The sequence below is a fragment of the Burkholderia diffusa genome, assembly GCF_902499115.1.
GTDB classification, from domain to species: domain Bacteria; phylum Pseudomonadota; class Gammaproteobacteria; order Burkholderiales; family Burkholderiaceae; genus Burkholderia; species Burkholderia diffusa.
The window spans coordinates 87,746-101,865 of record NZ_CABVPN010000030.1 but is presented as its reverse complement, the minus strand read 5'-3'; the positions used below and the strand labels follow the sequence as shown (position 1 = coordinate 101,865).

Genomic DNA, 14,120 nt, shown 5'->3' with positions numbered 1-14,120 from the left:
GGGCGCGGCGCGGGCGCCGGCACGGCGGCCGGCGGCGGGACGCTCGTCACGACCATCGCGCCGGCCGGCTGCGCCGCATAGCCGGCCGAGGCCGCGCCGGTCACGCCGGCGCCACCGCCCGCGCCACCCGCACCGCCGGCCATCGCGATGCCCGTACCCGACGCCGTGCCCGCATTCCCGCCGAACTGCCCGCCGCTCGCCGCGTTCGCATGCGCGAGCGCGGTCTCGGCCGTCTCGCCGCGTCCGGGAATCACGATCATCCCGTCGTCCGCGTGCGCAAGCGGCACCGCGAGCCACAGCGCCGCGGCGAGCGCGAACGCACGCGCCATGCGCGTGCCGCGTCCGTCGTTTCCGCGAAGTGCGCCTGTCATCGCCGTGTCCTCGAAGCCGTTGATCCGATTCGCATTCTAGGGAGCCGGGCCGTCGCGCAAACGATGAATAGAGGGGGCCTTTGCCGCGTTATTCGTCCGATTGCCGGTTGCGCCCGACGCCTACCATCGCTGTCATGGAAAAAAGCCCCTTGGGTCGCCATCCGGCGCAAGGGGGCGTGCAGCGCTTCATACGGAGAGACGCACACATGCTGGACAAACTCGATGCCGAATTCGCGTTCGGCCGACAGGCGCTCGACGTGCGCGCCTATCGGCAGGAACTGCTGTCGTCGAACATCGCGAACGCCGACACGCCCGGCTACCAGGCCCGCGACGTCGATTTCGCGTCGACCCTCGCGCGCTCGCTGAAGCAGACCGGCGGCGGCCTCGCGCCGAGCAACGCCGCGCAGTTGCCGATGGCGCAGCCGGCCGGCGTGACGAGCGGGATGACGATGGTGTCGACGGCGCCGGGCCACATGGCCGGCACCGCGAAGCTGATTCCGACGGGCGGCCCGGCCGACGACTACGGTCGCGCGCAGTACCGGATGCCGCTGCAGCCGTCGCTCGACGGCAACACGGTCGATCTCGACGTCGAGCGCGTGCAGTTCGCGAACAACGCGCTGCACTACGAAACCGGGATGACCGTGATGACCCAGCAGATCAAGGCGATGATCGCCGCGATCTCGACGAACTCGTAAGCGCGCGCCGCTTCCGTATCCGAGCACAAGGAGCCCCCATGCCCTCGTTGATGAACATCTTCGGCGTCGCCGGTTCGGCGCTGTCCGCGCAATCGCAGCGCCTGAACGTCACCGCGTCGAACCTCGCGAACGCCGACAGCGCGACCGGCCCCGACGGCAAGCCGTACAAGGCGAAGCAGGTCGTGTTCGCCACCGACCCGATCGGCGGCGCGCGCACCGCGTCCGGCCAGGGCGTCGGCGGCGTGCGCGTGACGAAGGTGGTCGACGATCCGTCGCCGATGAAGTCGACCTACGACCCGGCGAACCCGGCCGCCGACGCGAACGGCTACGTGCAGATGCCGAACGTCGATCCGGTGCAGGAGATGGTGAACATGATCTCGGCGTCGCGCTCGTACCAGGCCAACGTCGAGACGCTGAACACCGCGAAGACGCTGATGCTCAAGACGCTGACGATCGGCACGTAAGCCGCGCGCAGAGCGTCCTTCCCCATCGAGACCCAGACCCGACAGTTCCGAAACAAGGCCACCCAGGATGACTTCCTCCAGCACGACGATCGGCGGCAGCGGCACCAACGTGTCGACCCTGCCGACCGACACGATGAACACCAACAACGTGTCGACGAACGGCACGTCGGCGAGCGATCTGCAGGCGACGTTCCTGAAGCTGCTCGTCACGCAGCTGCAGAACCAGGATCCGACGAGCCCGGTCGACAGCTCGCAGATGACGTCGCAGCTCGCGCAGATCAACACGGTGAGCGGCATCGCGCAGCTGAACACGTCGCTCACGTCGCTGTCGACCCAGCTCGCGGCCGGGCAGCAGACGCAGGCCGCGCTGCTGATCGGCACGAACGTGCTCGCGCCGGGCAACAGCGTCGCGGTGAAGAGCGGCGCGGCGTCGCCGTTCGGCGTGTCGCTCACGAGCGACGTGTCGAACCTGACGATCACCGTGAAGAACAGCTCGGGCGCCGTCGTCAACACGATCGACGCGGGCAAGCAGTCGGCCGGCACGGTGCCGTTCAACTGGACGCCGACGGACGCGGCCGGCAACGCGCTGCCCGACGGCAACTACACCGTGAGCGCGCAGTACACGGGCTCGGACGGCAAGACGTATGCGCCGACCGTGCTCGCGGCCGCGCAAGTGCAGAGCGTGATCAAGCAGGCCGACGGCACGGCGGGGCTCGTGCTGTCGAACGGCACGACGGTGGGCTTGACCCAGGTCGCGTCGATCTTCCCGAACACCGCGTCGTCGTCGTCCGGCGGCACGACCACCACCAACTGATCCAGCTTTCTCGAAAACGGAGACCGAAATGGGTTATCAACAGGGTCTGAGCGGCCTCGCCGGCGCATCGAACGCGCTCGACGTGATCGGCAACAACATCGCGAACGCGAACACGGTCGGCTTCAAGTCGAGCACCGCGCAGTTCTCCGACATGTACGCGAACTCGGTCGCGACGTCGGTCAACACGCAGATCGGGATCGGTACGACGCTCGCATCGGTGCAGCAGCAATTCGGCCAAGGCACGATCAACACGACGAACTCGTCGCTCGACGTCGCGATCAACGGCAACGGCTTCTTCCAGATGTCGAACAACGGCGTGACGACGTACTCGCGCGACGGCACGTTCCAGCGCGACAAGAACGGCTTCATCGTCGATTCGCAAGGCCGCAACCTGATGGGTTACGCGGCCAACACGGGCGGCGTGATCAACACCGCGCAGACCGTGCCGCTGCAGGCGCCGACCACCAACATCGCGCCGACCGCGACGACCAAGATCTCCGCCCAGTTCAACCTGAACTCGCAGGACACGGTGCCGGCCAAGACGCCGTTCAGCGCGACCGACACCACGACGTACAACTACTCGACGTCAATCCAGGTGTACGACTCGCTCGGTGGCTCGCAGGCGGTCAACATGTACTTCGTGAAATCGGCGGCCGGCACGTGGGAAGCCTACGCAGGCACGCAGGGCGGCGCCACGACGGATCTCGGCACGGTGACGTTCAACTCGTCGGGCGCGATCCAGAGCACGACGACGGGCACGCCGGCCACCCCGACCGCATCGCTCGGCCAGTTCCAGTTCACCGTCCCGAACACCGACGGCTCGGCGACGCCGCAGCAGCTCACGCTCGACCTGACCGGCACCACGCAGTACGGCGGCAAGGACGGTGTGAACAATCTCGCGCAGGATGGCTATGCGAGCGGTACGCTGACGACCTTCTCGATCGGCGCCGACGGCAAGCTGACCGGCAACTACTCGAACGGCCAGACGGCGGTGCTCGGCCAGATCGTGCTCGCGAACTTCAACAACCCCAACGGGCTCGTCAACCTCGGCGGCAACCAGTACGCCGAATCGTCCGCGTCGGGCGTGCCGCAGATTTCGTCGCCGGGCAGCACGAACCACGGTGCGCTGCAGGGCAGTGCGCTCGAGAACTCGAACGTCGACCTGACGTCGCAGCTCGTCAACCTGATCACCGCGCAGCGCAACTACCAGGCGAACGCGCAGACGATCAAGACGCAGCAGACCGTCGACCAGACGCTCATCAACCTGTAATGCGCGGATAACCGGCAGCCATGGACCGACTGATCTACACGGCGATGACGGGCGCGTCGCAGTCGCTCGACCAGCAGGCGATCGTCGCGAACAACCTCGCGAACGCGTCGACGACGGGCTTTCGCGCGCAACTCGCGACGTATCGCGCGGTGCCGATGAATTTCGGCGACGGCAGCAACATCGACCCGACGACGACGCGCACCTACGTGCTCGCGTCGACGCCCGGCGCGGATTACGCACCGGGCCCGATCACGCGCACCGGCAACCCGCTCGATGTCGCGGTGCAGGGCGCCGGCTGGCTGTCGGTGCAGACCGCCGACGGCAGCGAGGCGTACACGCGTGCGGGCAACCTGCACGTCGACGAAAACGGCCAGCTCGTCAACGCGAGCAACCTGCCGGTGATCGGCAACGGCGGCCCGATCTCGGTGCCGCCGAACGCGGAAGTGACGATCGGCAAGGACGGCACGGTGTCCGCGCTGATGCCGGGCGACCCGCCGACGGCGGTCGCGATCGTCGACCAGATGAAGCTCGTGAACCCCGACCCTGCCACGCTCACGCGCGGCAACGACGGGCTGTTCCGCACCGCCGACGGCAATCCGGCCGACGCCGACCCGGGCGTGGTCGTCACGCCGAATTCGCTCGAAGGCAGCAACGTGAACCCGGTGACCGCGATGGTCGCGATGATCGACAACGCACGGGCGTTCCAGCTGCAGTCGAAGCTGATCCAGACGGCCGACCAGAACGAGCAGTCGGCGAACCAGCTGCTCAACTTCAGCTGAGCGGCACGGCCCTCGCTACCAGGAGAAGATTCAACATGAACCGATCGCTCTACATCGCCGCCACCGGCATGAATGCGCAGCAGGCGCAGATGGACGTGATCTCGAACAACCTCGCGAACACCAGCACGAACGGCTTCAAGGCGTCGCGCGCGGTGTTCGAGGATCTGCTGTACCAGACCATCCGCCAGCCGGGCGCGAACTCGACGCAGCAAACCGAACTGCCGTCGGGCCTGCAGCTCGGCACCGGCGTGCAGCAGGTCGCGACCGAGCGCCTGTACACGCAGGGCGGCCTCACGCAGACCGGCAACTCGAAGGACGTCGCGATCAACGGCGCGGGCTTCTTCCAGGTGCTGATGCCGGACGGCACGAACGCGTACACGCGCGACGGCTCGTTCCAGACCAACGCGCAAGGCCAGCTCGTCACGTCGAGCGGCTACCAGATCCTGCCGGCGATCACCGTGCCGCAGAACGCGCAGTCGCTGACGATCGGCAAGGACGGCGTCGTATCGGTCACGCAGCCGGGCTCGAGCAACGCGGTGCAGATCGGCTCGCTGCAGATCGCGACCTTCATCAACCCGGCCGGCCTCGAGGCGAAGGGCGAGAACCTGTTCGCCGAGACCACGTCGTCGGGTGCGCCGAACGTGTCGCAGCCGGGCCTGAACGGCGCCGGCGTGCTCAACCAGGGCTATGTCGAGGCGTCGAACGTGAACGTCGTGCAGGAACTCGTCAACATGATTCAGACGCAGCGTGCATACGAGATCAACAGCAAGGCCGTGACGACGTCCGACCAGATGCTGCAGACCGTCACGCAGATGAAGAGCTAACCGGAAAGTCCCGTCGTCGCCATGAAGCAGGTTCGCCTCCTCCCGTCAGCCCCCGTCCGCGCCGCGTGCGCGGTCGCGGTGGCCGCGCTCGCCGGCTGCGCGCAGATTCCGCGCGACCCGATCATCCAGCAGCCGATGACGGCGCAGCCGCCGATGCCGATGTCGATGCAGGCGCCCGGCTCGATCTACAACCCGGGCTACGCGGGCCGGCCGCTGTTCGAGGATCAGCGGCCGCGCAACATCGGCGACATCCTGACGATCGTGATCGCGGAAAACATCAACGCGACCAAGTCGTCGGGCGCGAATACCAACCGGCAAGGCAACACCGACTTCAACGTGCCGACGGCCGGCTTCCTCGGCGGGCTGTTCGCGAAGGCGAACCTCTCCGCGGCCGGCAGCAACAAGTTCGCGGCGACGGGCGGCGCCAGCGCGGCGAACACGTTCAACGGCACGATCACCGTGACCGTCACCAACGTGCTGCCGAACGGCAATCTCGTCGTGAGCGGCGAGAAGCAGATGCTGATCAACCAGGGCAACGAGTTCGTGCGCTTCTCCGGGGTCGTCAACCCGAACACGATCTCGGGCGCGAACTCGGTCTACTCGACGCAGGTGGCCGACGCGCGGATCGAATACTCGGCGAAGGGCTACATCAACGAAGCCGAGACGATGGGCTGGCTGCAGCGCTTCTTCCTCAACATCGCACCGTGGTGATGACGATGCAGCAGCCTCTTTTCCATCGCCTGTCGTCCCGTGTGTCGCGCGTGCCTGCCGTCGCGCGGCTCGCCGCCGCGTTCTTGCTGGCGGCATGCGCGCTCGGCGCGGCCCCCGCGCACGCGGAGCGCCTGAAGGACCTCGCGCAGATCCAGGGCGTGCGCGACAACCCGCTGATCGGCTATGGCCTCGTCGTCGGCCTCGACGGCACGGGCGACCAGACGATGCAGACGCCGTTCACCACGCAGACGCTCGCGAACATGCTCGCGAACCTCGGCATCTCGATCAACAACGGCTCGGCGAACGGCGGCACGTCGTCGCTGAACAACATGCAGCTGAAGAACGTCGCGGCCGTGATGGTGACCGCGACACTGCCGCCGTTCGCGCGGCCGGGCGAGGCGCTCGACGTGACGGTCTCGTCGCTCGGCAACGCCAAGAGCCTGCGCGGCGGCACGCTGCTGCTCACGCCGCTGAAGGGCGCGGACGGCCAGGTGTACGCGCTCGCGCAGGGCAACATGGCGGTCGGCGGCGCGGGGGCGAGCGCGAACGGCAGCCGCGTGCAGGTGAACCAGCTCGCGGCCGGCCGGATCGTCGGCGGCGCGATCGTCGAGCGCTCGGTGCCGAACGCGATCGCGCAGATGAACGGCGTGCTGCAACTGCAACTGAACGACATGGACTACGGCACCGCGCAGCGGATCGTGTCCGCGGTCAATTCGAGCTTCGGCCCGGGCACCGCGACGGCGCTCGACGGCCGCACGATCCAGCTCGCCGCGCCGGCGGATTCCGCGCAGCAGGTCGCGTTCATGGCGCGCCTGCAGAACCTCGACGTGAGCCCGGACAAGGCCGCCGCGAAGGTGATCCTGAACGCGCGCACCGGCTCGATCGTGATGAACCAGATGGTCACGCTGCAAAGCTGCGCGGTCGCGCACGGCAACCTGTCGGTGGTCGTCAACACGCAGCCCGTGGTGTCGCAGCCGGGGCCGTTCTCGAACGGGCAGACGGTGGTCGCGCAGCAATCGCAGATCCAGCTGAAGCAGGACAACGGCGCGCTGAAGATGGTGACGGCCGGCGCGAACCTCGCCGACGTCGTGAAGGCGCTGAACACGCTCGGCGCGACGCCGGCGGACCTGATGTCGATCCTGCAGGCGATGAAGGCGGCCGGCGCGTTGCGCGCCGATCTGGAGATCATCTAAATGGCAGCGAACCTCCCGAACGCGAATGACCTGACGCAGCGCTTCGCACTCGACGTGCAGGGCTTCGACGCGCTGCGCGCGCAGGCGAAGCAGTCGCCGCAGGCCGGCGCGAAAGCGGTCGCGGGCCAGTTCGACGCGATGTTCACGCAGATGATGCTCAAGAGCATGCGCGACGCGTCGCCCGACGGCGGGCTGCTCGATTCGCACACGTCGAAGATGTACACGTCGATGCTCGACCAGCAACTCGCGCAGCAGATGTCGAAGCGCGGGATCGGCGTGGCCGACGCGCTGATGAAGCAGCTGCTGCGCAACGCGGGGCAGGGCGCGGGCGGCGACACGGCGGCCGACGCCGGCGCGGCCGGGCTCGGCGCGGTCGGCCTGGGTGCGGCCGGCTCGGGCACGTCGGGCAACGAAGGCAGCCTGGCTGCGATGAACGCGATGGCGAGGGCCTACGCGAACGCGGCGAACAACGGCGGGCTCGCCGGCGCGCGCGGCTACACGGCCGGCAGCGCGCTGACGCCGCCGCTGAAGGGCGCGAGCGGCGCGCAGGACGCCGACGCGTTCGTCGACCGGCTCGCCGGCCCGGCCCAGGCGGCGAGCGCGACCACCGGCATCCCGGCGCGCTTCATCGTCGGCCAGGCCGCGCTCGAATCGGGCTGGGGCAAGCGCGAGATCCGCGCGAGCGACGGCTCGACGAGCTACAACGTGTTCGGCATCAAGGCGAACAAGGGCTGGACGGGCCGCACGGTGTCGGCGCTGACGACCGAATACGTGAACGGCACGCCGCGCCGCGTCGTCGCGAAGTTCCGCGCGTACGATTCGTACGAGCACGCGATGACCGATTATGCCAACCTGCTGAAGAACAACCCGCGCTACGCGGGCGTGCTGAGCGCGAGCCGCAGCGTCGAGGGCTTCGCGCACGGGATGCAGAAGGCCGGCTACGCGACCGACCCGAACTACGCGAAGAAGCTGATCTCGATCATGCAGCAGATCGGCTGACGGGGCAGGGGCCGGAACGGCCCCGCCTGCCGCCCGTTTCTTGCAGTCTTACGGACCGCGTCCGGCACCCTGCCGCGCGCGGTTTCAACGTTTGCGCGAAAAAAACCGGCATTTCGATCTAAACTTTCGGTGAGCACTGCCGCTAAGTGTGTGAGACCTGCAACCGGGCCATGTTCTGGCCCGGTTTTACTGCGCACCGGTTGCCCGGGCGCCCATGAAAAGAAAACCGGCTAGCCATGAATATCGAAACGTCGACCGATCCGAGCCTGGATGCGGGCCATTCCGGGCCTGACTACGCCCGCCGCAATCCGCTGGAGATCGGCGTGCAGTTGCGCAACCTCGTGAACCGAGGCGACTTCCTGACCGTCCAGTACCCGGGCGGCCAGCTCGTCACGCGCCTGCTCGAGGTCGACGTCGGCGCGCGCACGTTCACGTTCGACTGGGGCGCGCTGTCCGAGCAGAACGCCGGCATCCTCGGCGCGTCGCATTGCACGTTCGCGGCGGCGCCCGAAGGCGTGCGCGTGGAATTCACCACGAGCACGCCGCGCGAGACGCGCTACGAGGGGCTGCCCGCATTCGTCGCCGATTTCCCCGACGTGCTGATGTGCATCCAGCGCCGCGAGTATTTCCGTGTCGATGCGCCGATCGTCGATCCGTTCCTGTGTCGCGGCAAGCTGCCGGACGGCGAGAGCTTCGTGTTCGAGGTGCATAACCTGTCGCTCGGCGGCGTCGGCCTGCGCACGGCCGACGAGCGTGTCGAGGCGCTCGAGGTCGGCACGCTGCTGCCGGACGTCGAGCTCGAGCTGACCGGCCACGGCACGCTGTCGCTCGACCTGCGGCTCGTGTCGCAGCGTTCGACCCAGATGCCGAACGGTTCGCGCCGCTTCCAGCTCGGTTTTCGCTTCATGTCGCTGCCGGGCAGCGCGGAGAACACGCTGCAGCGCCTGATCACGCAGCTCGAGATGAAGCGCCGCTCGCTCGCGCGGGCCTGACGTACTCCCGTCTCGCGGCCCCGCCCGGGGCCGCTTTCGCACCGGTGCCGGCAGCGTCCGCCGCGCCGTTCGACAGACGACGCGCACGCGCGCGTCGCATGCGCATTTTTCCCTCAATTTTTCCGATCCGCGGCCGTTATACCGGGAGTTACGCAACCCGGCGGCCGCAGCGCGGCCGGCTCATCAGGATCGCGCATGTCCAACACACTCATGAACCTCGGTGTCAGCGGCCTCAATGCCGCGCTCTGGGGCCTCACGACGACCGGTCAGAACATCAGCAACGCCGCGACGCCCGGCTATTCGGTCGAACGCCCGGTCTATGCCGAGGCGAGCGGCCAGTACACGTCGAGCGGCTACATGCCGCAGGGCGTGAACACCGTCACGGTGCAGCGGCAGTACAGCCAGTACCTGAGCGACCAGCTGAACAGCGCGCAGTCGCAGGGCGGCGCGCTGTCGACGTGGTATTCGCTCGTCGCGCAGCTGAACAACTACGTCGGCAGCCCGACGGCCGGGATCTCGACGGCGATCACCGGCTATTTCACCGGCTTGCAGAACGTGGCGAACAGCGCCGCCGATCCGTCGGTGCGGCAGACCGCGATCAGCAACGCGCAGATCCTCGCGAATCAGCTCAATGCGGCCGGCCAGCAGTACGACGCGCTGCGCCAGAGCGTGAATACGCAGCTCACCAGCACGGTGTCGCAGATCAACACGTACACCGCGCAGATCGCGAATCTGAACCAGCAAATCTCGGCGGCGAGCAGCCAGGGGCAGCCGCCGAACCAGCTGATGGACCAGCGCGACCTCGCGGTGTCGAACCTGTCGAGCCTCGCAGGCGTGCAGGTGGTGCGCAACGACAGCGGCTACAGCGTGTTCCTCGCGGGCGGCCAGCCGCTCGTTCTCGCCGACAAGAGCTATCAGCTCGCGACCGTCACGTCGCCGTCGGATCCGAGCGAGCTGACCGTCGTGTCGCAGGGGATCGCCGGCGCGAATCCGCCAGGCCCGAACCAGGCGCTGCCGGATGCGTCGCTGTCGGGCGGCACGCTCGGTGGCCTGCTCGCGTTCCGCAGCCAGACGCTCGACCCCGCGCAGGCGCAACTCGGCGCGGTCGCGGCCAGTTTCGCCGCGCAGGTCAACGGGCAGAACGCGCTCGGCATCGATCTGTCGGGCAAGCCGGGCGGCAACCTGTTCACGGTGGCGGCCCCGGACGTCTATTCGAATCAGGGCAATACCGGCAACGCGTCTCTTTCCGTCTCGTTCGCCAACGCGTCGCAGCCGACGACGAGCGACTACACGCTGTCGTACGACGGCACGAACTACACGCTGACCGACCGCGCGAGCGGCACGGTGGTCGACCAGAAGGCCGGGCCGATGCCGCTTTCGCTCGGCGGGCTGAACTTCTCGTTCTCGTCCGGCGCGATGAATGCCGGCGACCAGTTCACCGTGCTTCCGACGCGCGGCGCGCTGTCGGGCTTCGGCCTCGCGACGACGAGCGGCTCGGCGATCGCGGCCGCGTCGCCGGCCATCACGTCGCCGTCGAGCACCAACATCGGCACCGCCAAGATCGCGCTGAGCGGGGTGAGCGCCGGCTACCAGGTGCCGTCGACCAAGCTGACCTACGATGCGGCGACGCAGTCGCTGTCGGGCTTCCCGGTCGGAACCACGGTGACGATCCCGGGCACGCCGCCGACTTCGGTGACGATCAACACGCCGACCGACTCCGTGCCGTACGACCCGTCGACCGGTGCGGTGATGACGATGTCCGGGACGGCCGCCGGGGCGATGAACGGCGTGACCGTCACGCTGTCGGGCACGCCGTCGGACGGCGATTCGTTCACGATCGGACCGTACGCGGGCGGCACGAGCGACGGCAGCAACGCGCTCGCGCTGTCGAAGCTCGTCAACGCGAAGACGCTCGGCGGCGGCACGACGACGCTCACCGGGGCCTATGCGAACTACGTGAACAACATCGGCAACGCCGCGAGCCAGCTCAAGTCGTCGAGCACGGCACAGACGGCGCTGGTCGGCCAGATCACGTCCGCGCAGCAGTCGGTGTCGGGCGTGAACCAGAACGAGGAAGCCGCGAACCTGATGCAGTACCAGCAGCTCTACCAGGCGAACGCGAAAGTGATCCAGACGGCGTCGTCGCTGTTCCAGACCGTGCTGGGCCTGTTCAGCTGACCGGATTCGAGAGGATAGAAACGATGCGGATTTCCACGACCCAGTTCTACCAGCTGAACGTTGGCCAGATGAACGATCAGCAGGCCCAGCTCGCGCAGCTCTACCAGCAGATCTCGAGCGGCGTGAGCCTGACGACGCCGGCCGACAACCCGGTGGGCGCGGCGCAGGCGGTGCAGTTGTCGATGACGTCGGCCACGCTGTCGCAGTACGCGGCGAACCAGAACGTGGCGCTCGCGTCGCTGCAGGCCGAGGACCAGACGCTGCAGAACGTCGGCACCGTGCTCGGCAGCGTCCAGTCGGTGATCGTGCGCGCCGGCGACGGTTCGCTCGCGGACAGCGACCGCGCGGCGCTCGCGACGCAGCTCGAGGGCTATCGCGACCAGTTGTTGTCGCTCGCGAACTCGACGGACGGCGCGGGCAACTACCTGTTCGCCGGCTACAAGAATGCGGCGGCGCCGTTTACGAAGAACGCGGCCGGCGGCATCAGCTATGTCGGCGATACGGGCACGCGCACGGTACAGATCGACGATTCGCGCAGCGTGCCGCAGGGCGACTCGGGCCTCTCGGTGTTCATGTCGGTGCAGGCGCTGGGCAGCTCGCCTGTCCAGGCGGCCGGCGTGGGCAACACGGGCACGGCCACCATCGGCAACGTCACGGTGACGGACCCGTCGGCCGCGACGAACGCGCATCAGTTCACGATCACCTTCGGCGGCACGGCGGCCGCGCCGACCTACACGGTGACCGACAATACGGCGTCGCCGCCGACGACCACGCCCGCGCAGGCCTATACGTCGGGCACCGCGATCGCGCTCGGCAGCGGGATGAAGGTGGCGGTGTCGGGCACGCCGTCGGTCAACGACACCTTTTCGGTCACGCCCGCGCCGCAGGCGAGCGGGGTCGACGTGTTCTCGACGCTCGATTCGATGATCACGGCGTTGAAGACGCCCGTCACCGGCAACGCGACGGCGAGCGCCGCGCTGTCGAACACGATGGGCACGGCCGCGACGAAGATCAACAACACGATGCGCAACGTCACGACGGTGCTGGCATCGGTCGGCGGCCGCGAGCAGGAAGTCAAGGCGATGCAGGCCGTCAACCAGACCGCGGCGCTGCAGACGAGCAGCAACCTGTCGGACCTGACCAGCACCAACATGGTGACGACGATCAGCCAGTACCTGCAGGTGCAGAACGCGCTGAGCGGCGCGCAGAAGGCGTACGCGCAGCTGCAGAACATGTCGCTGTTCCAGTACATCAATCCGTGATCCCCGTGGCGCCCGCCGCGACGTGAGCGCACGCTTGCATCGCGGCGAGCGCCGGCAGGCCTCCGTCGGCCTTCATCTGGCTTCATCTGCGCGATCGTGCCGTCCGGCACTCCGCCCGACGGCACGACCGCTGCACCGGCGGTTCGCGCTTGCCAGCCCCAATTCCGCTCCGTAAACTCGCGCCAGATTCCAGACCGGCGCACCGTCCGCAGCCGGCGTTCGACAGGAGCCCTTTTCCCCATGTCCGATTCCTACTTCCCGCGCTGGCGGGTGCAACCGACCGGCGCCGCCTCGCGCGTGGTCGGCCCCGACGAACGCCTCGCGTGGCCGCAGATGGTCGCGATGGGCGTGCAGCACGTCGTCGCGATGTTCGGCTCGACCGTGCTCGCGCCGCTGCTGATGGGCTTCGACCCGAACCTGTGCATCTTCATGTCGGGCATCGGCACGCTGCTGTTCTTCGTGCTGGTCGGCGGTCGCGTGCCGAGCTACCTCGGCTCGAGCTTCGCGTTCATCGGCCTCGTGATCGCGGTGACGGGCTACGGCGGCAGCGGGCCGAACCCGAACATCCCCGTCGCGCTCGGCGGGATCATCGCGTGCGGCGTCGTGTACGTCGCGCTCGGCGCGCTGGTGCAGGCGATCGGCACGCGCTGGATCGAGACGCTGATGCCGCCCGTCGTCACCGGCGCGGTGGTCGCGGTGATCGGGCTGAACCTGGCGCCGATCGCGGTCAAGGGCGTGTCGGCGTCGACCTTCGACTCGGTGATGGCGCTCGTCACGGTGCTGTGCGTCGGCGGCGTCGCGGTGTTCGCGCGCGGGATGATGCAGCGCCTGCTGATCCTCGTCGGGCTGGTGATCGCCTACGTGATCTATGCGATCGCCACCAACGGGATGGGCCTCGGCAAGCCGGTCGATTTCTCGATCGTCGCGCATGCCGCGTGGTTCGGCGTGCCGAGCTTCCGTGCGCCGGTCTTCGATCCGCACGCGATGCTGATGCTCGCGCCGATCGCGGTGATCCTGGTCGCGGAGAACCTCGGCCACATCAAGGCGGTGAGCGCGATGACGGGCACCAACCTCGACCGCTACGTCGGTCGCGCGTTCATCGGCGACGGGCTCGCGACGATCGTGTCGGGCAGCGTCGGCGGCACGGGCGTGACCACCTACGCGGAGAACATCGGCGTGATGGCCGTCACGCGGATCTATTCGACGCTGGTGTTCGCGGTCGCCGCGCTGATCGCGATCGGGCTGGGCTTCTCGCCGAAGTTCGGCGCGGTGATCCAGACGATTCCGGGCCCGGTGCTCGGCGGCGTGTCGATCGTCGTGTTCGGGCTGATCGCGGTGACGGGCGCGCGGATCTGGGTCGTCAACAAGGTCGACTTCTCCGACAACCGCAACCTGATCGTCGCGGCCGTCACGCTGGTGCTCGGCGCCGGCGACTTCTCGCTGAAGTTCGGCGGCTTCGGGCTCGGCGGGATCGGCACGGCGACGTTCGGCGCGATCATCCTGTACGCGATCCTGCGCAAGGAAAAGGAACCGGGCCCGGTGGTCTGATCTGGCAGCGGGCGGTGCAA

13 protein-coding genes and 1 pseudogene are annotated in these 14,120 nt (G+C 68.1%); 13 read left to right on the top strand and 1 reads right to left on the bottom strand.

Going from position 1 to position 14,120, the window contains the following annotated elements:
• A pseudogene (locus BTE28158_RS26850) lies at positions 1 to 371 on the bottom strand (flagellar basal body P-ring formation chaperone FlgA); the annotation flags it as partial.
• A 206-nt stretch (positions 372 to 577) separates the two neighbouring features.
• Here BTE28158_RS26850 and flgB point away from each other — a divergent pair.
• The 13 genes from flgB (at position 578) to BTE28158_RS26785 (ending at position 14,100) form a co-directional block, all read left to right on the top strand.
• A complete protein-coding gene (gene flgB / locus BTE28158_RS26845) occupies positions 578 to 1,066 on the top strand; it encodes a flagellar basal body rod protein FlgB (RefSeq protein WP_059448497.1) in 489 nt (162 codons plus the stop codon).
• Between the two features lie 38 nt (positions 1,067 to 1,104).
• Positions 1,105 to 1,530, top strand: a complete 426-nt coding sequence (gene flgC / locus BTE28158_RS26840; protein ID WP_059448498.1) for a flagellar basal body rod protein FlgC — start codon at positions 1,105 to 1,107, stop codon at positions 1,528 to 1,530.
• A gap of 67 nt (positions 1,531 to 1,597) precedes the next feature.
• A complete protein-coding gene (gene flgD / locus BTE28158_RS26835; protein WP_124626945.1) occupies positions 1,598 to 2,344 on the top strand; it encodes a flagellar hook assembly protein FlgD in 747 nt (248 codons plus the stop codon).
• 28 nt (positions 2,345 to 2,372) lie between these two features.
• A complete protein-coding gene (gene flgE, locus BTE28158_RS26830) occupies positions 2,373 to 3,614 on the top strand; it encodes a flagellar hook protein FlgE (protein WP_059607363.1) in 1,242 nt (413 codons plus the stop codon).
• Between the two features lie 20 nt (positions 3,615 to 3,634).
• Positions 3,635 to 4,393: a flagellar basal-body rod protein FlgF gene (gene flgF, locus BTE28158_RS26825; protein WP_059607361.1), complete on the top strand. Its 759-nt coding sequence runs from the start codon at positions 3,635 to 3,637 to the stop codon at positions 4,391 to 4,393.
• A 35-nt stretch (positions 4,394 to 4,428) separates the two neighbouring features.
• On the top strand, positions 4,429 to 5,217 hold the full coding sequence (gene flgG / locus BTE28158_RS26820) for a flagellar basal-body rod protein FlgG (RefSeq protein ID WP_014895799.1): 789 nt from the start codon (positions 4,429 to 4,431) through the stop codon (positions 5,215 to 5,217).
• A gap of 21 nt (positions 5,218 to 5,238) precedes the next feature.
• On the top strand, positions 5,239 to 5,928 hold the full coding sequence (flgH, locus tag BTE28158_RS26815; protein WP_151052119.1) for a flagellar basal body L-ring protein FlgH: 690 nt from the start codon (positions 5,239 to 5,241) through the stop codon (positions 5,926 to 5,928).
• 5 nt (positions 5,929 to 5,933) lie between these two features.
• Positions 5,934 to 7,121, top strand: a complete 1,188-nt coding sequence (locus BTE28158_RS26810; RefSeq protein WP_151052117.1) for a flagellar basal body P-ring protein FlgI — start codon at positions 5,934 to 5,936, stop codon at positions 7,119 to 7,121.
• A complete protein-coding gene (flgJ, locus tag BTE28158_RS26805; RefSeq protein WP_059607357.1) occupies positions 7,122 to 8,120 on the top strand; it encodes a flagellar assembly peptidoglycan hydrolase FlgJ in 999 nt (332 codons plus the stop codon).
• 236 nt (positions 8,121 to 8,356) lie between these two features.
• Entirely contained in the window at positions 8,357 to 9,112 is a 756-nt protein-coding gene (locus BTE28158_RS26800; RefSeq protein ID WP_124626932.1) for a flagellar brake protein, read from the top strand.
• 195 nt (positions 9,113 to 9,307) lie between these two features.
• Positions 9,308 to 11,290: a flagellar hook-associated protein FlgK gene (flgK, locus tag BTE28158_RS26795; RefSeq protein WP_151051817.1), complete on the top strand. Its 1,983-nt coding sequence runs from the start codon at positions 9,308 to 9,310 to the stop codon at positions 11,288 to 11,290.
• Between the two features lie 23 nt (positions 11,291 to 11,313).
• Complete coding sequence (gene flgL / locus BTE28158_RS26790) at positions 11,314 to 12,552, top strand: flagellar hook-associated protein FlgL (RefSeq protein WP_059607351.1); 1,239 nt, start codon at positions 11,314 to 11,316, stop codon at positions 12,550 to 12,552.
• Positions 12,553 to 12,792: 240 nt separating this feature from the next.
• On the top strand, positions 12,793 to 14,100 hold the full coding sequence (locus BTE28158_RS26785; RefSeq protein WP_124902973.1) for a solute carrier family 23 protein: 1,308 nt from the start codon (positions 12,793 to 12,795) through the stop codon (positions 14,098 to 14,100).
• Positions 14,101 to 14,120 lie beyond the last annotated feature (20 nt).